Source organism: Erwinia sp. 9145, from assembly GCF_000745075.1.
GTDB classification, from domain to species: Bacteria; Pseudomonadota; Gammaproteobacteria; order Enterobacterales; family Enterobacteriaceae; genus Erwinia; species Erwinia oleae.
The window spans coordinates 1,486,065-1,507,628 of record NZ_JQNE01000001.1 but is presented as its reverse complement, the minus strand read 5'-3'; the positions used below and the strand labels follow the sequence as shown (position 1 = coordinate 1,507,628).

The 21,564-nt window shown below is 56.5% G+C and carries 21 protein-coding genes; 1 reads left to right on the top strand and 20 read right to left on the bottom strand.

What is annotated here, in order from left to right:
* Nucleotides 1–71 precede the first annotated feature (71 nt).
* Nucleotides 72–3,515, top strand: coding sequence for a transcription-repair coupling factor (gene mfd, locus FA91_RS07420; RefSeq protein ID WP_034914121.1), 3,444 nt, complete (start codon nucleotides 72–74; stop codon nucleotides 3,513–3,515).
* Between the two features lie 180 nt (nucleotides 3,516–3,695).
* Here mfd and FA91_RS07415 read toward each other — a convergent pair whose 3' ends face one another.
* The 20 genes from FA91_RS07415 to plsX all read right to left on the bottom strand — a co-directional run bounded on the left by FA91_RS07415 (nucleotide 3,696) and on the right by plsX (nucleotide 21,553).
* Nucleotides 3,696–4,235 carry a glycine zipper 2TM domain-containing protein gene (locus FA91_RS07415; RefSeq protein WP_034919080.1) on the bottom strand — a complete coding sequence of 180 codons (540 nt, stop codon included), beginning with the start codon at nucleotides 4,233–4,235 and terminating at the stop codon, nucleotides 3,696–3,698.
* A gap of 299 nt (nucleotides 4,236–4,534) precedes the next feature.
* Nucleotides 4,535–5,839 carry an NAD(P)/FAD-dependent oxidoreductase gene (locus FA91_RS07410; protein WP_034914118.1) on the bottom strand — a complete coding sequence of 435 codons (1,305 nt, stop codon included), beginning with the start codon at nucleotides 5,837–5,839 and terminating at the stop codon, nucleotides 4,535–4,537.
* A gap of 233 nt (nucleotides 5,840–6,072) precedes the next feature.
* Nucleotides 6,073–6,615, bottom strand: a complete 543-nt coding sequence (gene ycfP / locus FA91_RS07405) for an alpha/beta hydrolase YcfP (RefSeq protein WP_034914115.1) — start codon at nucleotides 6,613–6,615, stop codon at nucleotides 6,073–6,075.
* 29 nt (nucleotides 6,616–6,644) lie between these two features.
* The gene (gene nagZ / locus FA91_RS07400; protein WP_197060489.1) at nucleotides 6,645–7,655 is read right to left on the bottom strand and encodes a beta-N-acetylhexosaminidase; all 1,011 of its coding nucleotides are present in this window, start codon (nucleotides 7,653–7,655) and stop codon (nucleotides 6,645–6,647) included.
* Between the two features lie 29 nt (nucleotides 7,656–7,684).
* Entirely contained in the window at nucleotides 7,685–8,545 is an 861-nt protein-coding gene (thiK, locus tag FA91_RS07395; protein ID WP_231566752.1) for a thiamine kinase, read from the bottom strand.
* On the bottom strand, nucleotides 8,505–9,107 hold the full coding sequence (gene lpoB, locus FA91_RS07390; RefSeq protein ID WP_034914109.1) for a penicillin-binding protein activator LpoB: 603 nt from the start codon (nucleotides 9,105–9,107) through the stop codon (nucleotides 8,505–8,507). Before lpoB ends, thiK begins: the two co-directional genes overlap by 41 nt.
* 11 nt (nucleotides 9,108–9,118) lie before the next feature.
* A complete protein-coding gene (locus tag FA91_RS07385; RefSeq protein ID WP_034919076.1) occupies nucleotides 9,119–9,487 on the bottom strand; it encodes a DUF1425 domain-containing protein in 369 nt (122 codons plus the stop codon).
* Nucleotides 9,488–9,512: 25 nt separating this feature from the next.
* Nucleotides 9,513–9,863 (bottom strand): purine nucleoside phosphoramidase, encoded by a 351-nt coding sequence (hinT, locus tag FA91_RS07380; RefSeq protein ID WP_034914107.1) that lies wholly within the window; start codon nucleotides 9,861–9,863, stop codon nucleotides 9,513–9,515.
* A gap of 153 nt (nucleotides 9,864–10,016) precedes the next feature.
* Nucleotides 10,017–11,450: a PTS glucose transporter subunit IIBC gene (gene ptsG / locus FA91_RS07375; RefSeq protein WP_034914104.1), complete on the bottom strand. Its 1,434-nt coding sequence runs from the start codon at nucleotides 11,448–11,450 to the stop codon at nucleotides 10,017–10,019.
* A 287-nt stretch (nucleotides 11,451–11,737) separates the two neighbouring features.
* Nucleotides 11,738–12,532 carry a metal-dependent hydrolase gene (locus tag FA91_RS07370; RefSeq protein ID WP_034914103.1) on the bottom strand — a complete coding sequence of 265 codons (795 nt, stop codon included), beginning with the start codon at nucleotides 12,530–12,532 and terminating at the stop codon, nucleotides 11,738–11,740.
* A gap of 18 nt (nucleotides 12,533–12,550) precedes the next feature.
* Complete coding sequence (gene holB, locus FA91_RS07365; protein WP_034914100.1) at nucleotides 12,551–13,543, bottom strand: DNA polymerase III subunit delta'; 993 nt, start codon at nucleotides 13,541–13,543, stop codon at nucleotides 12,551–12,553.
* Nucleotides 13,540–14,172 (bottom strand): dTMP kinase, encoded by a 633-nt coding sequence (gene tmk, locus FA91_RS07360; protein WP_034914098.1) that lies wholly within the window; start codon nucleotides 14,170–14,172, stop codon nucleotides 13,540–13,542. Before tmk ends, holB begins: the two co-directional genes overlap by 4 nt.
* A complete protein-coding gene (mltG, locus tag FA91_RS07355) occupies nucleotides 14,162–15,181 on the bottom strand; it encodes an endolytic transglycosylase MltG (RefSeq protein ID WP_034914095.1) in 1,020 nt (339 codons plus the stop codon). The genes tmk and mltG overlap by 11 nt, the downstream gene beginning before the upstream one ends.
* The gene (gene pabC / locus FA91_RS07350; protein ID WP_034914093.1) at nucleotides 15,178–15,993 is read right to left on the bottom strand and encodes an aminodeoxychorismate lyase; all 816 of its coding nucleotides are present in this window, start codon (nucleotides 15,991–15,993) and stop codon (nucleotides 15,178–15,180) included. The genes mltG and pabC overlap by 4 nt, the downstream gene beginning before the upstream one ends.
* Nucleotides 15,994–16,146: 153 nt before the next feature.
* The gene (gene fabF / locus FA91_RS07345; protein ID WP_034914090.1) at nucleotides 16,147–17,388 is read right to left on the bottom strand and encodes a beta-ketoacyl-ACP synthase II; all 1,242 of its coding nucleotides are present in this window, start codon (nucleotides 17,386–17,388) and stop codon (nucleotides 16,147–16,149) included.
* Nucleotides 17,389–17,471: 83 nt separating this feature from the next.
* Nucleotides 17,472–17,708, bottom strand: a complete 237-nt coding sequence (acpP, locus tag FA91_RS07340) for an acyl carrier protein (protein WP_004157115.1) — start codon at nucleotides 17,706–17,708, stop codon at nucleotides 17,472–17,474.
* 154 nt (nucleotides 17,709–17,862) lie between these two features.
* Nucleotides 17,863–18,597: a 3-oxoacyl-ACP reductase FabG gene (fabG, locus tag FA91_RS07335; RefSeq protein ID WP_034914089.1), complete on the bottom strand. Its 735-nt coding sequence runs from the start codon at nucleotides 18,595–18,597 to the stop codon at nucleotides 17,863–17,865.
* A 20-nt stretch (nucleotides 18,598–18,617) separates the two neighbouring features.
* Entirely contained in the window at nucleotides 18,618–19,541 is a 924-nt protein-coding gene (fabD, locus tag FA91_RS07330; RefSeq protein WP_034914087.1) for an ACP S-malonyltransferase, read from the bottom strand.
* 17 nt (nucleotides 19,542–19,558) lie between these two features.
* On the bottom strand, nucleotides 19,559–20,512 hold the full coding sequence (locus FA91_RS07325) for a beta-ketoacyl-ACP synthase III (protein ID WP_034914086.1): 954 nt from the start codon (nucleotides 20,510–20,512) through the stop codon (nucleotides 19,559–19,561).
* A gap of 6 nt (nucleotides 20,513–20,518) precedes the next feature.
* Nucleotides 20,519–21,553, bottom strand: coding sequence for a phosphate acyltransferase PlsX (plsX, locus tag FA91_RS07320; RefSeq protein ID WP_034914083.1), 1,035 nt, complete (start codon nucleotides 21,551–21,553; stop codon nucleotides 20,519–20,521).
* Nucleotides 21,554–21,564: the final 11 nt, after the last annotated feature.

Genomic DNA, 21,564 nt, shown 5'->3' with positions numbered 1-21,564 from the left:
TACTCCGATGAGCCAAAACGGGACCGTGGGTGTCCTGTTCTACCCGCAGCAAAGAGATCCTCTGACTGATTATGCCTGAAAAGAGTCGATATACCCTGCCCTTAAAACCCGGTGACCAGCGGCAGTTGGGACAGCTTACCGGCGCCGCCTGCGCGGTTGAATGCGCGGAAATTATTGAGCGTCACAGCGGCCCGGTGGTGCTGATCGTCGCCGACATGCAGCACGCGCTCCGGCTGCACGACGAGATCAAACAGTTCACCGATCGGCCGGTCAGCCGCCTGAACGACTGGGAAACCCTGCCTTTCGACAGTTTTTCTCCGCATCAGGATATTATTTCAGCGCGTCTTTCCACGCTCTATCGTCTGCCGTCCATGACGCAGGGCGTACTGATCCTGCCGGTGAATACGCTGATGCAGCGCGTTTGCCCGCACAGTTTCCTGCACGGTCATGCGCTGGTGATGCAGAAAGGCCAGTTGCTTTCGCGCGATACGCTGCGCACGCAGCTTGAACAGGCGGGCTATCGCCATGTCGATCAGGTGATGGAGCACGGCGAATACGCCACGCGCGGCGCGCTGCTGGATCTCTTCCCGATGGGTAGCGAGCAGCCGTATCGCATTGACTTCTTCGATGATGAGACAGACAGCCTGCGCCTGTTCGATCCCGACAGCCAGCGCACGCTGGAAGAAGTCGAGGCCATTAACCTGCTTCCCGCGCATGAATTCCCGACCGATAAAACCGCGATTGAGCTGTTTCGCAGCCAGTGGCGCGAACACTTTGACGTGCGGCGCGAAGCGGAGCATATCTATCAACAGGTGAGCAAGGGCACGCTGCCCGCCGGTATTGAATACTGGCAGCCGCTCTTTTTCTCGCAGCCGCTGCCGCCGCTGTTCAGCTACCTGCCGGACAACGCGCTGCTGGTGAGCACCGGCGATCTCGAAGGCGGCGCCGAACGATTCTGGCAGGAGGTGACGTCGCGTTTTGACAGCCGCCGCGTTGATCCGATGCGCCCGCTTTTACCGCCGGAAACGCTCTGGCTGCGAACCGACGCGCTGTTTAGCGAGTTAAAGCGCTGGCCGCGCGTGCAGTTGAAGACCGACCTGCTTGCCGACAAAGCCGTCAACACCAACCTTGGTTATCAGGCACTGCCGGACATCGCCGTGCAGGCGCAGGCTAAAGCGCCGCTCGACGCGCTACGCCGCTTTAGCGAAAATTTTTCCGGCGCCATCGTCTTCTCCGTTGAAAGCGAAGGCCGACGTGAAGCGCTACAGGAACTGCTGGCGCGCATTAAAATTATACCGAAGCCGATTCGCGCCCTCAGCGATGCGGCAGAATCGGGGCACTATTTGATGATTGGCGCCAGCGAGCGTGGCTTTATCGACGAGCCGCGTCAGCGCGCGCTGATTTGCGAAAGCGATCTGCTGGGTGAGCGCGTCAGCCATCGCCGTCAGGACAACCGCCGCACCATCAACCCGGACGTGCTGATCCGCAACCTGGCGGAGCTGCATCCCGGCCAGCCGGTAGTACATCTGGAGCATGGCGTTGGCCGCTATATGGGCATGACCACGCTGGAAACCGGCGGCATTACGGCGGAATACCTGATGCTCACCTACGCCGGAGACGCAAAGCTGTACGTGCCCGTTTCGTCGCTGCATCTGATCAGCCGTTACGCAGGCGGCGCCGATGAAAACGCGCCGCTGCACAAGCTTGGCAGCGATGCGTGGTCGCGCGCGCGACAGAAAGCGGCGGAGAAAGTGCGCGACGTGGCGGCGGAACTGCTGGACATCTACGCACAGCGCGCGGCCAAAGCCGGTTTTGCCTTTAAGCACGATCGTGAACAGTATCAGCTTTTCTGCGAAAGCTTTCCGTTCGAAACCACGCCCGACCAGGCGCAGGCCATCAATGCCGTACTGAGCGATATGTGCCAGCCGCTGGCGATGGATCGTCTGGTCTGCGGCGACGTTGGCTTCGGTAAAACCGAAGTGGCCATGCGAGCGGCCTTTCTGGCGGTGGAAAACCACAAGCAGGTGGCGGTGCTGGTGCCGACCACCCTGCTCGCCCAACAGCATTACGACAACTTCCGCGATCGCTTCGCCAACTGGCCGGTACGTATTGAGATGATCTCGCGCTTTCGCAGCGCGAAAGAGCAAACGCAAATCCTTAACGACGCACGCGAAGGCAAAATCGATATCCTTGTTGGCACACACAAGCTGCTGGCGGACGAGATCAAATGGCGCGATTTGGGGCTGCTGATCGTTGATGAAGAGCACCGCTTTGGCGTGCGTCATAAAGAGCGCATTAAAGCCATGCGTGCCGATGTGGATATTCTGACGCTGACCGCCACGCCGATCCCGCGCACGCTGAACATGGCGATGAGCGGCATGCGCGACCTGTCGATTATCGCGACGCCGCCCGCGCGTCGTCTGGCGGTTAAAACTTTTGTTCGCCAGTTCGACAGCCTGGTGATCCGCGAGGCGGTACTGCGCGAAGTGCTGCGCGGCGGCCAGGTCTATTATCTCTACAATGACGTGGAAAATATCGAAAAGGCGGCCGGTCGCCTGGCGGAACTGGTGCCGGAAGCGCGCGTGGCGATTGGCCACGGTCAGATGCGCGAACGCGATCTGGAACGGGTGATGAACGACTTTCACCATCAGCGTTTCAACGTGCTGGTCTGCACCACCATCATTGAAACCGGTATCGATATTCCTACCGCCAATACCATTATCATTGAGCGCGCCGACCACTTTGGCCTTGCTCAGCTGCACCAGCTGCGCGGTCGCGTAGGCCGTTCGCATCACCAGGCCTATGCCTGGCTGCTGACGCCGCATCCTAAAGCGATGAGCAAAGATGCGCATAAGCGTCTGGAGGCGATTGCGTCGCTGGAAGATTTGGGCGCGGGCTTCGCGCTGGCGACCCATGACCTGGAGATCCGTGGCGCCGGGGAGCTTCTTGGTGAAGATCAAAGTGGGCAGATGGAAACCATCGGCTTCTCACTCTATATGGAGCTGCTGGAGAACGCCGTTGATGCGCTGAAAGAGGGCCGTGAACCGTCGCTGGAGGATTTGACCAGCAGCCAGACCGATATTGAACTGCGAATGCCGTCGCTGCTGCCGGACGACTTTATTCCTGACGTCAACACGCGCCTGTCGTTTTATAAGCGCATTGCCAGCGCGCAGGCAGAAGGCGAACTGGACGATTTGAAAGCCGAACTGATTGACCGTTTCGGTCTGCTGCCAGATGCGGCGCGCAATCTGCTGGATACCGCCGCGCTGCGCCTGACCGCGAAGACTATTGGCATCCGGCGCATTGAAGCCAGCGAAAAAGGCGGCTTTATTGAGTTTGCCGAGAAGAACAAAGCCGATCCGGGCTGGCTGATCGGGTTGTTACAAAAGGAGCCGCAGCACTGGCGGCTTGATGGCCCGACAAAGCTGCGCTTTATTCGTGACATGGCCGATCGCAAAGCGCGAATCGGTTGGGTGCGGGATTTTCTGGCGCAGATCGTGGCGAATGCGACATAGGTTGGTTGGCTATTCATTTATTCAAAAGAGGCACGCCGGTGCCTCTTTTTTTGCTCAGCGCCTGTATGTTCAGACGTTAAGCGTCAGAAAGTTAAAATAAAAAAATGAGCGGAATTCTTTTCGGTGAAACAAAAAAACGAACGGCTTAAAAATTAAGCCGTTCGTTTTTTGTTATTTAATTTATGCCTGGTTATTCAGCACCAGTTGGCCGTTGCTGTCGACGGGAATGCGTGTGCCGGGATCGTTATCCATGCGAATTTTCCCCTGCTGGTCGCCAATTTTATAGGTGACGTCATAGCCCAGCATTTTTTCCTGCTTCTCGTACACCGTTTTGCAGCGCTGCTCGGTCGTGGTGTAGGTATCATTATCCTGCATCGCGCCCTGAACCTGATGGCCGCCGTAGCCACCCGCCAGCGCACCGGCAACCGTCGCCACATCGCGTCCACGTCCGCCGCCAAACTGATGGCCCAGAACGCCACCAGCTACCGCGCCCAGTACGGAACCGGTAATACGATTTTCATCCTGTACGGCGCGACGGTGCGTCAGAGTGACATTACGGCATTCGCGACGTGGGTTTTTAGTCGTTTCCTTAATAGGCGTTGCCGAGATGACCTGCGCATATTGCGGCCCGCGGTCAAAGACGTTCATACCTGCTACGGCCGCTACGCCCAGCGCTGAAGCGACGCCAATCCCAATACCTGCCAACATTGATTTATTCACAGGAAAACCTCCTGAATTGTTACCGCGCATTATTGCCTGCTGCATTGTCCCTGTGCGGAGGCTTATAATCGGCGTGCGCGACGCGCCGTTTAGATGAAACAGATTTTGCGCAACAGGCCCAAATGTGACAATAAGAAAACAGGAAGAAATAGCGTTGCCGGGTCATAAGAGAATGCTTTTAAGAGAGTTCTGAAGCACGCTGTGGCGGGGGCTGAGAGCAAAAAGGCCCGCAGCGGCACTGCGCCAGACGGGCCGAAAAACAGGCGGTTGAGTCAAGTAACCGCCGGTGTTGAATCGATTTAGTGCAGTTTCATGCGCGGGCGGATGACGCGGTTAATACTGCCGACCAGCATCATCAGCGCGGTTTTGAAATAACCATGCAGCGCCACCTGATGCATGCGGTAAAGAGAAATATACACCATGCGAGCAATTCGCCCTTCCACCATCATTGAGCCGCGCATCAGGTTACCCATCAGGCTGCCCACGGTACTGAAGCGTGACAGCGACACCAGCGAACCATGATCTTTATAAACGTAAGGCTTAAGCGATTTACCCTTCATCTCCGCCAGAATGTTGTTCAGCACCAACGATGCCATCTGATGCGCTGACTGAGCGCGCGGTGGCACAAATCCGCCCGATGGCAGCGCGCAGGATGCGCAGTCGCCGATGGCGTAGATGGCCGGGTCGCGTGTGGTTTGCAGTGTGGATCCCACGACCAGCTGATTGATGCGATTGGTTTCGAGGCCGCCAATATCTTTCATAAAATCTGGCGCTTTAATCCCTGCCGCCCATACCATCAGATCGGCGGCGATCGCCTCGCCTGATTTGGTATTCAGGCCATGCTCATCAGCGCTGGTTACCATCGTTTGCGTCAGCACTCTGACGCCAAGCTTGCTCAGTTCCTGGTGTGCCGCAGCGGAAATGCGCGGCGGCAGCGCAGGCAGAATGCGTTCACCCGCTTCAACCAGAGTGACATTTAACGCCTGATTGTTTAAGCCTTTATAACCATAGCTGTGCAGCTGTTTCACGGCATTATGCAGTTCGGCGGAGAGCTCCACGCCGGTTGCGCCACCGCCCACAATGGCAATATTCACCTTGCTCTGCGGGTTCCCCGTGGCGGAAAACTTCAGGAACAGATTGAGCATCTCGTTGTGAAAGCGATGCGCCTGGTGCGGATTATCAAGGAAAATACAGTTGTCTTTGACGCCCGGCGTGCCGAAATCGTTGGAGGTGCTGCCCAGCGCCATCACCAGCGTGTCGTAGGCCAGCGCACGCTCCGGCACCAGCAGCTCGCCCTGCGCATCGCGGATTTCAGCCAGATGCAGCCGCTTGCCTTCGCGATCGAGTTCGGTCAGCGTGCCCAGTTGGAACTGAAAATGGTGATTGCGCGCGTGGGCAAGGTAGCTCAGCCCGTCAATGCCCTCATCCAGCGAACCGGTCGCCACTTCATGCAGCAGCGGTTTCCACAGGTGGCTGTGATTGCGATCCACCAGGATGATTTCTGCTTTTTTTCGGCGCCCCAGCTTGCGGCCAAGCTGCGTGGCAAGCTCCAGCCCGCCGGCACCGCCACCGACGATAACAATTTTCTTAATTGGTGTAGTCAAAAGACCCCCTCAAAATGTGAACCAATCGTTAATTAAAGGTTAAATAAATATCCTTAATTAACATAGGGTTGGCGATATTAATTCGCTATCTGCGGTCAGAATAGCATGGAGGAAATGAGTGGTCGCGTAGAAATTGATGCAGGTCAATTTTTATCAGACAAAGCCGGAAACTTCAGGCACACAGCGGGCATCGGACGTGCAGCCGAAAATCGCTGCCGCGTCCTGTAAAGCGGTTAACCGAGGGTTTTAAACGCCTTAATGCGTTCAAGATGGGGAGCGATATTTTTGAATTTATGGCTTTCCGTCTCGTCCCAGATGATTTCGTAAAAGCTGCCAAGCGCATCAGCCGAACGGCGGTTATCCAGCGCTTCATCACGCCGGGAGAGGATGGTCAGGCAGCGATCGCGGTTTTTTTCGCGAAAGTTTTCAACGCATTTGGTCGCGATATCCACGTACTCTTCCGGACGGTTGATTTTGCCCACCATCTTCTCTTCCGGCCAGAGATTCGGATTGAACATTACCTGACGGATATCGCTGAGAAAACCGATGCGTTCGGCCCAGAACCCGCCAAGGCCGACGCCGCAGATCAGCGGCCTCTCGTCGCCGCCGCTGCGAATGAGCTTGTCCGTTTCCTTCAGCAAAAACTGCATATCATGCCTGGGATGCAGCGTGCTGTAGCTCAGCAGGCGTACATCCGGATCGATAAACTGCAATTGCAGTACTTTTTCATGATTTCCGGGGCTGGTTGAATCAAAACCGTGCAGATAGATAATCATTGCTTGCCATCCTGTAGGGTGCTTGCCTGTCAGCGGCGCTGATGCGCCAGCCAGCGTGCCTGAAGCGTGGTCAACGCCTGACTCGCCTCCTTCCAGCGTGATGAGCCAGACAGCTGCTGGCGGGTAAAGGTTCCCCGATGATAGAGCGATGTCGCCCGCTCTGCATTGATCGGCGACAGATTATCCAGCACGCTGACCGCGCCTGCGCGATCGTTGCAGACCAGAATCATATCGCAGCCGGCCTCCAGCGACGCCTGCGCGCGCTGCGGCATCGTACCCATTACGGCGGCGCCTTCCATTGAGAGATCGTCGGAAAAAATCACGCCCTCAAAGCCCAGCTCCTCTCGCAAAACGCGTTTCAGCCAGTGCGGCGATCCGCTTGCCGGTCGGGGATCGATTTGATTATAGATAACGTGGGCGGGCATGATCGCGTCCAGCGCGCCCTCAGCAATGAGCTGTTTAAAAATTTGCATATCGTGCTGGCGAATTTCCGCTTCGCTGCGATTGTCCTGCGGCGTCTCTTTGTGTGAATCGGCCGCGACCGCGCCGTGGCCGGGAAAGTGCTTGCCGGTGGTTTTCATGCCCGCGCTGTGCATGCCGTCAATAAAGTGTCGCGCCAGGGTCAGCGCAATGGCCGGGTCCTGATGAAAACTTCGTTCGCCGATGGCGGCGCTGCTGTGACCAATATCCAGTACCGGCGCAAAGCTGATATCAATATCCATCGCAATCATCTCTGACGCCATCAGCCAGCCAGCCTGCTGTGCCAGACGCTGCGCGTCGGCCTGGTTGTTGAGTTCAGCGAAGGATTGCATCGGCGGCAGGCGGGTAAAGCCTTCATGAAAGCGCTGAACGCGCCCTCCCTCCTGATCCACCGCCACCACCAGGCGATGGCGAGACGCCGCGCGAATCTGCCTGACCAGCTCCCGCAGCTGCTCAGGATCGTGATAGTTGCGGGTAAAAAGAATTAATCCACCCACCAGCGGATGGTCAAGAATTTCGCGATCGACTGCATCTAGCTCGTAACCGAGCACGTCTAACATTACCGGTCCCACTTTCACCTCGTTTCAGACTACACCCGCTGCCAGGCCTCCGCCGCCAGCGTATAAAATGTTTCGTCGCCGCTGTGTTGCCAGCGTCGTTCATACCAACTCGCCATCAGCAACCGCACCCATGGCAACCAGCGTTCTGTTTGCTGATGCAATCTGTGCGTATCCATATTTGCCAGCGTGGCATAGCGCTGCGTGAGCTGCGTGCGGTAGCTTTCTGCCAGCCCATTACCCGCCACGATTGCCGCCAGCTCCAGCGCCACATCGCCATCGCTGGCATATTCCCAATCGATCAGATGAATATCGCCACGATGCGCGATCAGGTTACCTGCATGAATATCCAGATGCAGCAGCGCCAGCCGGAGAGGACGCGGCTCGCCTTGTTGACGACAGCGCCGCAGCGCGCGGTGCCAGGCAATGTGCCGCCGCATCGGATCGCTGAGCTGCCAGTAACGTTCCAGCAAGGGCAGCAGCCGTAACCGGTAACCGCTGGGTGGCTGCTGGTGGAGCCGGGCGAGACGCTCCGCCAGCATTGGCAAACGTTTTTCAAACTCATCGCTGCTTAACGTCTCACCCGGCTGCCATGCCAGCAGCAGCCAGTCGGCGTTGTAGCCGCAGACGTCAGGCGCCAGACCGCTGCCGGCCAGCTTGCGCAGAATAGCGTGTTCGCGTCGTCTGTCCACGCCGGGTATAGGATTGCCAGGCATCCGGGCGCGCGCGAGCAGCGTCCGGTCGTTCAGTTCAACTTTAACCGCCAGGCCGGTGAGCCCATCCAGCCTGGAAAAAGAACCGGCGGCGGAGGCCGCCGGAAATTGTTGCGCAATCAGCCTGTTCAGCGCGTCATCAGTGCTGGACGACACCGTTGCCTGACCAGATAATTTCACCCGTCTGCACCAGCATCAGCTGCATTTGCAGCTCCGGGGATTTCACGTCGCCCGTCACGTTGCTGTACAGCACATACTGCGCGTTGACGTAGCGCGCCAGGCCGATCGCTTTGCTGCGGGTTGTCAGGCTGTCTTCGGCGGAAAGCCCCAGCGTTTGTCTTGCGGTCGCGAGCTGTTGCGGCGTCACCAGCGTGAACTGGGTGTTATTCGCCAACGCGTTGTTTAATGCCGCGGTGGCTTTTGACGTTTGCAGGCTGCCGTTGGTGCTGTTTTTCACTCTGTCCACCAGCAATACGCTGCCCGGCGTGACGCCATCAGCCTTCAGCATCTGCGAGATCGGCGGCGTGACGCTGGCATCCCAGTTGATCGACTTCATCTTCGGCGGCTGCGGCACCGTTTCGCCCGGCGTCGGAACAGGAGCCGGGATCGGTTCAGGCTGGGTCGGCTGAGCGGGTTCAACGGGCGCAGGCTGCTGCGGCTCCTCCTGCTGCTGCGGCGTGATACAGCCGCTGAGCATCAGCGCCAGGGCAAAGACGCCGGAGAGTTTGATATTCCTTGTCACGTATTAACCTCTTACAGATACAAATAAAGTCTGACCTTGCTGGCGGTCAGGTTACCCGTTTGCGACGATATTTCAACATCGCCATGCGCCGGAACCGAAATGGTGCGCGGGCGCTCAAAGGGCAGGATCTCCAACCCTCTGTCGTCATACCAGTAGAAACGATAGTGCAGCGTCACGGCTTTTTCCTGCTGATTATTGAGCACCGTTGACGCGCGCTGCTGCCCCCGGTTTTCCGAAAGCACCGGCTGATTGGTGGTAATGCCTGCGGAGAGCACAGACGATTCCATGATCAGCGCCTGCGACGTATTAATGGTGGTAACGTCGCTGCTGCATCCGCTGAGCAGCAGTGTACAGGCGATGACCGCAACGGTAGTCCGCATCATAAATGTTGTGTCCGTGCTGCGCTTAATGAGCAATCATTGGGCCTAAAGGACGTCCGCCCACCAGGTGCAGGTGAATATGATAGACCTCCTGCCCGCCGTGCTGGTTACAGTTGATGATTAAACGATAGCCATCCTCTGCAATGCCTTCCTCTTTGGCGATCTTTGCTGCCACGGTAATCATACGGCCCAGCGCCGCTTCGTGACCCGCCACCGCATCATTGGCGGTGGGGATCAGGATATTCGGCACGATCAGAATGTGGGTAGGCGCTTTTGGGGCGATATCCCTGAAGGCAGTAACCAGTTCATCCTGGTAGACGATGTCGGCCGGGATCTCGCGGCGGATAATTTTACTGAACAGCGTTTCTTCAGCCATGATGCATGTCCTTTAGCGGCAATTTATGTAGTGGCAGTATGAGCGAGAAATTTGTTTTCTTTCAACCTTACCGTCATTTTTCTTTTACGGCCTGCGAGGCGCGCCCAATAAAAAAGGGACGCCCGGCGTCCCCTTTCATTTCAGCAATGGCGATCAGCTGTTGCGGATATAGTCATCCATATCCGTTTTCAGGTTATCGGATTTAGTCCCGAAAATCGCCTGAACGCCGGAGCCCGCCACGACAACGCCCGCCGCGCCAAGCTGTTTCAGGCCAGCCTGATCCACTTTAGTCACGTCCGCCACGCTGACGCGCAGACGCGTAATGCAGGCATCAAGATTGGTGATGTTCTCTTTTCCACCGAAGGCGGCAACCAGGTTGCCTGCCATTTCATTAGCAGAACCGGTGGTCTGCGCGCTGCTCGTCTCTTCCCGTCCCGGTGTTTTCAGGTTGAATTTAACGATGACCAGACGGAACAGGCTGTAGTAAATCAGCCCGTACAGGATGCCGACAATCGGGAAGAGCCAGATTTTACTGCTGTTGCCGCTCAGTACCACAAAGTCGATCAGGCCGTGCGAGAAGCTGGTGCCGTCACGCATACCCAGCAGAATACAGATGGGAAACGCCAGACCCGCCAGCAAAATGTGGATGGCATAGAGCACCGGCGCCACAAACATAAATGAGAACTCAATCGGCTCTGTGATGCCGGTCAGGAACGCGGTCAGCGCGGCGGAGATCATGATACCGCCCACTTTGGCGCGGTTTTCCGGCTTTGCTGAGTGCCAGATAGCAATAGCCGCCGCTGGCAGACCGTACATTTTAAACAGGAAGCCGCCGGACAGTTTGCCTGCGGTAGGATCGCCTGCCATATAGCGAGGAATATCGCCGTGGAAAACCTGGCCCGCCGCGTTGGTGAACTCGCCAATCTGCATCTGGAAAGGCACATTCCAGATGTGATGCAGACCGAAAGGCACCAGCGAACGTTCAATCAGACCATACAGGCCAAAAGCCACTACCGGATTCTGATAGGCTGCCCACTGGGAAAATTCCTGAATGGCGGTGCCAATCGGCGGCCACACAAAGGAGAGGATCACGCCCAAAAAGATGGCGGCCAAACCTGAAATAATCGGCACGAAGCGTTTACCGGCAAAAAAGCCCATGTATTCAGGCAGCCTGATGCGGTAAAAACGGTTGAACATATACGCTGCGATGGAACCTGCGATGATGCCGCCCAGCACGCCGGTATCTGCCAGATGTTTGGCTTCAATTTCGGCGGACGTGATGTGCAGCACCAGCGGCGCAACGACCGCCATGGTTTTCACCATGATGCCGTAAGCTACCACTGCTGCCAGCGCCGAAACACCGTCGTTATTGGTAAAGCCCAGCGCCACGCCGATAGCAAAGATCAGCGGCATATTGGCGAAGACCGACCCACCCGCCTCGGCCATGACATGCGAAACAACCAGCGGCAGCCAGCTAAAATTAGCGGAACCTACGCCCAGTAAAATACCGGCAATCGGCAGAACCGATACCGGCAGCATCAGCGATTTACCGACCTTTTGCAGGTTTGCAAATGCGTTTTTAAACATAATGAGAAACTCCTGAGTATGAATGCGTTTTAACGCGCGATGCGCGCGGCGTCAGGGGGAGACCCGACGCCGATGGAGCGCTGATGCGCTCTCGGTATTTATTACGAAGTCTAAAATAAATAGCCTGCAATTAGTTTGACAACAATCACGTTTCCTTCGCTGATCCTGCTCGCCTGCGTAATTAACCGGCGAAAAGCGCCAATTCCAACCGCAAAAAAGCGCATCGCGCCATGATTGCGGCGATGCACTCTATGCGTTAAAAGAGATTATTACGAGGAATAAAATTATTAGCGTTCGGTTAACCTGTCCATCGGGACATGAAAAAGCTGCGAGAAGTTCCGGGTGGTCGTTTGCGCCAGCTCCTCAACGGAAACGCCTTTAAGGACGGCCATATACTCTGCGACGTCACGCGTCCAGGCAGGCTGATTCGGCTTGCCACGGTTTGGCACCGGCGCCAGATAAGGTGAATCGGTCTCTACCAGAATTCTGTCCAGTGGCACATAGCGCGCGGCGTCGCGAATGGTTTCCGCATTGCGAAAGGTAACAATGCCGGAGAAAGAGATATACATGCCGTAATCAAGCAGTTTTTCTGCCGTAGCACGATCTTCCGTAAAGCAGTGCAGCACGCCGCCGCACCCTTCAACCTGCTCCTCTTTCAGGATGGCCAGCGTATCTTCACGTGCTTCCCGCGTGTGCACAATTACCGGCTTATTGAGCGCGCGTCCCGTGCGAATATGCTCACGGAAAGAAGCCTGCTGCTGCGCCTTCGTCTCTGGCTGATAGTGATAATCCAGCCCGGTTTCTCCCAGCGCAACCACGCGATCGTCCGCAGCAAGCTGCCGTAACTCGGCAAAATCGTAAGGTGCATCCTGATTGAGCGGATGCACGCCGCATGACCAGGCAACATTGTCATAATCTGCCAGAAGCTGCGTCATGGCGCGATAACCGGGCAGCGTCGTTGCCACCGCAAGCATAAATTTCACATCACGCGCAGCAGCCTTTGCCAGCACATCAGCCACATCCTTATGCTGCGTTTCATAATCCAGGCCATCAAGATGGCAGTGTGAATCGACTAAAAACATAATAATTCCCGGAATCGTTTAGATCACTGAAGAGGCGTGCAGCATCTGCTCCCACGCCAGCAGCCGATCGGTCAGAAGCAGTTCGCGATTAACCGCTATCACGGTAAGCAGGCGATGGCGGCAGGTCATCCAGCCACGCACGCTTTCATCTAATGCGCTGCCCGGCAGCCGCATCGCCATATCAGCAATCAGCGCCTGCCGATCAACGTTAGTAAGAAATTGTCCACCGCCCTGCTGCCACTTAAGCGCATCAACCAGCAGCGCACAGAGCCAGCCGACGCGCTGCGCTGCATCATCATGATTAAGAACAGGCATCAGGTCGAGTATATCGCCCCGAAGCGCGTCGGGCAGCGCATCGCACAGCGCCTTCCGCGCGTTCCAGCTTTTTTCATCCAGTAATGCCAGCGCTGCCGCAGGCGCGCCGCCGCTCAGACGCAACGCCGTGATGCAATCCGTCTCAACGGCGCCGCTTAACTGCTTTTGCAGCCAGAGCAGGCTTTGATTCTCTGCCGGAGGCGCCAGATGAAGATTCTGACAGCGGCTGCGTATCGTTGCCAACAGCGCGGCAGGCTGAGCACTACACAGCATAAACCAGGTATTTTTTGGCGGCTCTTCCAGCGTTTTCAGCAGTGCGTTTGCCGCCGCTTCTGTCAGCTGTCCGGCATCCGGCAACCAGACCACTTTTGCTCCGCCCTGCTGCGCATGGTGATACAGCGTTTCGGTCACGCTACGCACCGCATCAATACCCAGCGCACTTTTGCCTTTTTCCGGCGAAAGCGCATACCAGTCCGGATGGGTATGCGCCTGCATAAGCTGACAGGCGTGACAGCGTCCACAGCTTTTCAGGCCGTCACGCTGCTGGCACATCAGCCAGCGGCCGATCCCCCACACCAGCGAGGCGTCGCCCATACCGGGCAGCGCGTGGATCAATACAGCATGGTGCCCTCGTCCTGCCTGATGCTGGCCGATGAGCTGCCGGTAAGGCTGGTTAAGCCAGGGATACCAGTTCATGCCTGTTCCCGCAGCCAGGCAGAGAGCGTCTCTGCTATTGCAGCGGCGACGCTCTCCAGCGGCTGCGTGGCGTCAATGGTTTTTATGCGGGCGTCGTCTGCGGCGAGGGCGAGATAGCGCTCGCGCGTACGTATAAAGAAGTTCAGCGACTCCTGCTCAATGCGGTCCAGTTCACCGCGGGCGCGGGCGCGCTGAAGACCGATCTCCGGTGTGACGTCGAGATAGAGCGTCAGATCGGGTGAAAAATCGCCCAGTACGCTTTGTCTGAGCTGATGCATCAGTTCGGTATCCATGCCTCGCCCGCCGCCCTGATAGGCCTGCGAGGAGAGATCGTGCCTGTCGCCAACCACCCACGCCCCGCGATTGAGGGCGGGTTTGATCACGTTTTCAACCAACTGCACGCGCGCCGCATACAGCATCAGCAGTTCCGCCTTGTCCGTGACCTGCTCATCGGCGATGCCCTGTTTAATCAGATCGCGCAGTTTTTCCGCCAGCGGCGTACCGCCCGGCTCTCTGGTATAGACAATATCGTGAATACCATGCAGATGAAGCGCATCCACTACCCGATCGCGAGCGGTGGTTTTACCCGCGCCTTCCAGCCCTTCGATAACAATAAATTTACCGTTCATTTTTTTCCCTGACGGCCTGCCGCCATGCCTGTACCGCACGATTATGGCTGGCGAGATTGGTCGTAAATGTATGTCCGCCTTCGCCGTTAGCGACAAAGTAAAGGAAATCCGTTTTGAGCGGGTGCGCTGCGGCTTCCAGCGAAGCCTTGCCTGGCATCGCTATCGGGCCCGGCGGCAGGCCAGCAATAATATAGGTATTATAGGCGCTCGACGTCTCCAGATCTTTGCGGACAAGCGTGCCGGTATAGTTTTCGCCCATACCATAAATCACCGTCGGGTCGGTCTGAAGACGCATGCCAAGCCGGAGGCGATTAATAAACACCGAGGCGACTTTACTGCGTTCTTCCGCCAGCGCCGTCTCTTTTTCAACAATTGAGGCCATGGTGACCAGATCGTTTTTGTCTTTATAAGGCAGGCCTTCCGCCTTCTGCTGCCACAAGCCGTCAACCATTTTTACCATGCGCTCGTTCGCCCGCTTCAGGAGCGCAACATCAGTGGTATTGGCGGTGTACGAGTAGGTATCGGGATAAAACCAGCCTTCTACGCCCGCCTCATCAAGCTTTAACGCTTCGGCGACGGAACGCAGTTGATCATCCGGCAAAGTGTGGCGAACGTAAGGCGCAGATCGCAGCGTCGCCAGCCAGTCGCGCATCCGCGATCCTTCGATAAAGCGCACCGGGAACTGTGCCTCTCTGCCGCTGGCCAGCAGCATCAGCATCTGACGCACGGTCATGCCCGGCGTGAAACGATAGGTACCCGCTTTGAATTTTGCCAGTTCCGGCTCCATCCTGAGCAGCCAGCCAAACCAGATGGTCTGCGGAATAATATGCTGCCGGTTAAGCTCTGCCTCCAGCACTACGCGGCCTGAACCGGCAGGCAGCGTAAAGATTGTCTCTTTCGTTATGGTGAGTGTGGAACCGGCAAGCTGTCGAATTTGCCACGCGCTAAAGGCAATAACGGCCAGTACGATAAAGATCGCTCCGATAATAAATTTTCGCTGTGATGTCATGAAATATCCATGTTATTCGCAGTGGCGGCAAGTTGATCGAATAGCTGGCGACTACTGTAACGCCACGTTTCAATCTGATTAACCGGCAGCACGGGCATGAGTGCATTGGTTATGATTACTTCGTCCGCATCAGCAAGGATTTCAGGCGGCGCAGTGACGATATGCGTGGTCACGCCCTGCGCTTTCAGCAGCCGTATTACCTGCTGTCGCTGAATGCCCTCAACGCCTGAATGGCTGAGATCCGGCGTAAAAACGTCATTGTTCCGACGCCAGAACAGGTTCGCGGCACAGCATTCCACCAGCGAACCTTCAGTGTCAAGCACCAGCGCCTCGTCGGCATCGCTCTGTTCAAGCTCTGCGCGGATCAAAACCTGTTCAAGCCGGTTGAGATGCTTGATCCCCGCCAGCAGCGGACTGCGCGCCAGCCGCACCGAACTCAATGCCAGCCGGCAGCCTCGCTGCCTGAGCGTATGATAATGTGCAGGATAGGGAGAGAGGGAGAGGAGGCGCGTGGGTTGCTGGCAACCTGCCGGGCTGTAACCTCTGCCGCCCTGCCCGCGCGAGATGATGACTTTTATTACGCCATCGCTGCACGGCGCGGCGACCTCGCGCATCTCTTTTTGCAGCGTTGACCAGTCCACGTCCGCGATGCGCAGGCGCTGACAGCCTGCCTGTAGCCGCACCAGATGCGCGTCAAGAGCATTAATGGCACCGTTAAGGACGCGTGCCGTGGTGAAACAGCCATCACCAAACTGTACGGCGCGATCGGATGCCGTGAGCCAGTCCTGAGACTTACCATTGATCCAGGCCATTTTTTCTCCCTGAAATTTTACCTACCGGGAAGCGTATTCCCTGTGATGCTGAGTTTGTCTGGCGCCTTAAGAGCTTCATGCTGCGGTGAAGTTAAACGGTGAATATGAAAAAGGCCCGCGAAGGGCGGGCCTTGAGTGGCAACGGCGCAGAACTCAGACTTTACGGAAAATCAACGATCCGTTCGTGCCGCCGAAGCCAAAGGAGTTACAGAGCGTGTACTCCAGACCGCTGACCTGACGCGCCGTATGCGGCACGAAATCCAGATCGCAACCTTCATCCGGATTGTCCAGGTTGATCGTCGGCGGGATCGCCTGGTCACGCAGCGCCAGAATGGAGTAGATCGCCTCAACCGCGCCAGCGGCACCCAGCAGGTGACCGGTCATCGATTTCGTGGAGCTCACCATAACGTCCATTGCGCTGGCGCCAAATACCGCTTTAACCGCCTGGGTTTCAGCTTTGTCACCGGCAGGCGTCGAAGTACCATGCGCGTTAATATAGCCGATTTTTTCTGGCGAAAGCCGGGCGTCCTTCAGGGCATTGACCATCGCCAGGGCCGCGCCCGCACCGTTTTCCGGTGGCGAAGTCATATGGTAAGCATCGCTGCTCATGCCAAAACCAACCAGCTCGGCATAAATTTTCGCACCGCGCCTTTTAGCATGCTCGTACTCTTCAAGCACCACGATCCCTGCGCCATCGCCCAATACAAAGCCGTCACGATCTTTATCCCACGGACGGCTCGCCGCCTGCGGATTATCGTTACGCGTTGAGAGGGCGCGCGCTGCGCCAAAGCCGCCAATACCCAGTGGGGTACTGCCTTTTTCCGCACCGCCTGCCAGCATCACATCGGCATCGTCATAGGCGATCATACGCGCTGCCTGGCCGATATTGTGTACGCCGGTGGTACAGGCGGTCGAGATGGCAATGCTGGGCCCCTTCATGCCGTACATAATTGTCAGATGTCCGGCAATCATGTTCACAATGGTAGAAGGAACGAAGAATGGGCTGATTTTACGCGGCCCGCCGTTTACCAGCGCTGCGTTGTTTTCCTCAATAAGACCTAAACCGCCAATGCCGGAACCAATCGCGGCGCCGATGCGATCGGCGTTTTCGTCGGTAATGACCAGGCCAGAATCCCGCATGGCCTGAATGCCAGCGACAACTCCATACTGAATAAAGAGATCCATTTTGCGCTGATCTTTGCGCGAAATGTACTCTTCACAGTCAAAATCTTTTACTAAGCCAGCGAAACGCGTTGCGTAGGCGCTGGTATCAAAATATTCAATCGGGCTGATGCCACTCTGACCGGCAAGAAGAGCAGTCCATGTAGACTCTACGGTATTGCCGACAGGAGACAACATGCCAAGACCAGTCACAACTACACGACGCTTAGACACGTTCGTCCTCCAGAGAGAGGGAAATTGGTACGGTGCAATCAAAAAAAACGCAGGCGGTCGGGCGACCGCCTAGAGATGTTCACTTAAGCCTGATGACCATTGATGTAGTCAATCGCTGCCTGAACGGTAGTGATTTTCTCAGCTTCTTCGTCTGGAATCTCAGTGTCGAACTCTTCTTCCAGAGCCATTACCAGCTCAACGGTATCAAGAGAATCAGCGCCCAGATCTTCTACAAAAGAAGCAGTGTTAACAACTTCTTCCTGCTTAACGCCAAGCTGCTCACCAATGATTTTCTTAACGCGTTCTTCGATAGTGCTCATACTATTAAATTTCCTATCAAAACTCGCTTTCGCGATGGTTTTCGTAGTGTATAAAATGTTGAAAAAGATGCAACTAAATACCCGCTGGTCGAACCACGATTTTACGCTATTTTGCGGGTTTTACCGCAAATAACGCAAATTATTTTCGCGATCGTCAGACCATATACATTCCGCCGTTGACATGCAGCGTCTCACCAGTGATGTACGCTGCCTCGTCAGAGGCTAAAAATGCTACGGCGTTGGCGATTTCCTGCGCATCGCCGAGGCGACCCGCTGGCACTTCCGCCAGAATGGCCGTACGCTGATCTTCGTTCAGCGCACGCGTCATGTCGGTTTCAATGAAACCAGGCGCCACAACGTTAACGGTAATACCACGTGACGCAACTTCGCGCGCCAGTGACTTGCTGAAGCCAATCAAACCCGCTTTTGCTGCCGCGTAGTTTGCCTGCCCCGCATTACCCATGGTTCCTACAACGGAACCGATGGTAATAATTCGGCCCACGCGTTTTTTCATCATAGCGCGCATTACCGCTTTTGACAGGCGGAAAACGGAAGTCAGATTGGTGTTGAGGATATCCTCCCACTCATCGTCTTTCATGCGCATCAGCAGATTATCACGCGTGATGCCGGCATTATTCACTAAAATGTCCACTTCGCCAAATTCGGCGCGAAGGGTGGTAAGCACGCTCTCAATAGACGCCGCGTCGGTGACGTTCAGCAACATCCCTTTACCGCGGTCGCCGAGATAAGCGCTAATCGCATCAGCGCCGCTCTGGCTGGTCGCTGTACCGATCACTTTTGCGCCGCGCGCCACCAGTGTTTCAGCGATAGCACGGCCGATCCCACGGCTTGCGCCGGTAACCAGCGCGATTTTTCCTTCAAAGCTCATCCTTCATCCTCTTCTGACAGTTAAAGCGCCGCAGACAGGCTGACCGGATCGTTAACGGCACTGGCGGTCAGGCTGTCGACGATACGTTTAGTCAGTCCGGTCAGAACCTTACCCGGCCCAACTTCTAACAGCGATGTGACGCCCTGCGCAGCCATGTATTCCACGCATCCCGTCCAGCGAACCGGACTATAAAGCTGGCGGATCAACGCGCTGCGAATGGCTTCCGCAGAGGTTTCGCATTTGACGTCAACGTTGTTGACCACCGGAATAGCCGGTGCATTGAAGGTCAGTTCTTCAAGCGCCTTCGCCAGCTTATCCGCTGCGGGCTTCATGAGCGCGCAATGAGAAGGCACGCTCACCGGCAGCGGCAGCGCACGTTTAGCGCCTGCGGCTTTACACGCCGCGCCTGCACGCTCAACGGCTTCTTTGTTACCTGCGATGACCACCTGGCCCGGCGAGTTGTAATTCACCGGCGAAACCACCTCGCCCTGCGCGGCGTCTTCGCACGCTTTGGCGATGGCGTCATCGTCAAGGCCAATAATGGCCTGCATGGCGCCCGTTCCTTCCGGCACCGCTTCCTGCATCAGTTTGCCACGCAGTTCAACCAGCTTAACGGCATCGGTAAAATCGAGGACGCCAGCGCAAACCAGCGCACTATACTCGCCCAGGCTGTGACCTGCCAGCATTGCCGGCGCTTTGCCGCCTTTTTCCTGCCAAACGCGGAAAATAGCAACAGAGGCGGCAAGCAGCGCAGGCTGGGTCTGCCAGGTTTTATTCAGTTCTTCTGTCGGGCCGTTCTGCACCAGCGCCCAGAGATCATAACCCAGCGCGTCAGAAGCCTCAGCGAACGTTTTTTCAACCAACGAGTACTCTTTCGCCAGCTCGGCCAGCATGCCCACCGTCTGCGAACCCTGTCCGGGGAAAACCATTGCAAATTGCGTCATTGTTTTTTTCCTTTGAATCAAAAACGAACCAGCGCCGATCCCCAGGTGAAGCCACCGCCAAACGCTTCAAGCAGCAGCAGCTGGCCGCGCTGAATGCGTCCGTCGCGCACCGCTTCATCCAGCGCGCAGGGTACGGAAGCGGCAGAGGTGTTACCGTGACGATCAAGCGTCACCACCACTTTATCCATCTCCATGCCCAGCTTGCGTGCCGTGGCGCTGATAATGCGCAGGTTCGCCTGATGCGGCACCAGCCAGTCAATCGCCTCGCGCTCAAGATTATTCGCCTGAAGGGTTTCCTCGACGATATGGGCAAGCTCTGTTACCGCCACTTTAAAGACTTCATTACCCGCCATGGTGACGTAAGAAGGCTGCGCCTGATTCTGACGATCCTGATAGCTGAGGGTGAGAAGTTGGCCGTAGCTGCCGTCGGCGTGAAGATGCGTGGAGATAATGCCCTGCTCTTCGCTGGCGCCCAGTACTGCGGCTCCTGCGGCATCGCCAAACAGAATGATTGTGCCGCGATCTTCCGGGTCAAGCATCCTCGCCAGCACGTCTGAACCCACCACCAGCGCGTTTTTTACCACGCCATTTTTAATGTACTGATCGGCCACGCTGAGCGCGTAGGTAAAACCGGCGCAGGCCGCAGCAAGATCGAAGGAGATTGCATCTTTGATGCCCAGCAGATGCTGAACCATGCAGGCCGAGCTGGGGAACGCATGGCTGGATGAAGTGGTGGCAACGATGATCAGCCCGATATCGTTTTTATCAACGGCGGACATTTCCAGCGCTTTCTCAGCGGCGCGGAACCCCATTGACGCGACCGTTTCCTCTGGCGCGGCGATGCGGCGTTCACGAATGCCGGTTCGGGTGACAATCCACTCGTCCGATGTCTCTACCATTTTTTCCAGATCGGCGTTAGTCCGCACCTGTTCGGGCAAATAGCTGCCCGTACCGAGAATTTTCGTATACATGTACGCTTAGTCACTTTTAGGTAATACAGCCTGAAGGCGGGCGGCAATTCGCTCAGGAACCTGCCGCCGCACCGCCTGCTCTGCCTGTTCTATGGCGGCCAAAAAAGCGCGCTCATTGGCCGCGCCGTGACTTTTTATCACGGTATCGCGTAATCCTAACAGGCAGGCCCCGTTATACTGGTCGGGATTAAGGTGACCGAAGCGTTTGTTAAGGCGTTTTTTTATCACACGCCCCAGCATCGACAGCCACCATGCCCTTTTTTTCCCTTCACTCTGCGATTTCAGCAGCGAAAGAAACATTCTTACCACTCCCTCCATCGTTTTCAGCGCCACATTGCCGCTGAAACCGTCACACACGAGCACGTCCGTTTTACCGGTAAGAAGATCGTTGCCTTCAAGGTATCCAATATAGTTAATTTCAGGTGATTCTCGCAGCACTGCCGCCGCATCATGGATACTGCTTACGCCTTTGGTCTCTTCGTGACCAATATTCAGCAGCGCGACACGGGGCTGGCTGATGGTCAGTACTTCTTCGGCCATCACCGCGCCCATCACGGCGAACTGTACCAGCATAGCGCTATCCGCCTGCACGTTCGCGCCTAAATCCAGCACGACCGTTTTACCCTTTTGCTGATGCGGCAGTACGGTCATCAATGCCGGACGCTCAATGCCCGCAAGCGGCTTCAATAAAAGTTTGGACAGCCCCATCAGCGCGCCGGTATTGCCCGCGCTGATACAGGACTGCGCCCGCCCCTCTTTTACCATCTCCAGCGCCAGACGCATAGACGTGCCGCGGCTGTGGCGAATGGCCTGCGAGGGTTTAGCATCACTGGCAATAACTGACTCGGCAGGGATAATTTCCAGACGTGCCAAAGTCGCTGAATCAGCTTTTGCAAGAAATGACGTAATTTTGTCGGGATCGCCGACCAGAAGGAGTTGCAGATGCGGATGCGAAGCCAGTGCCTGCAAGGCAGCAGGCACTGTAATGCGGGGACCGAAATCCCCGCCCATGGCATCAATCGCCAGGGTCAACCTTGTCAAAGTATTGCCGC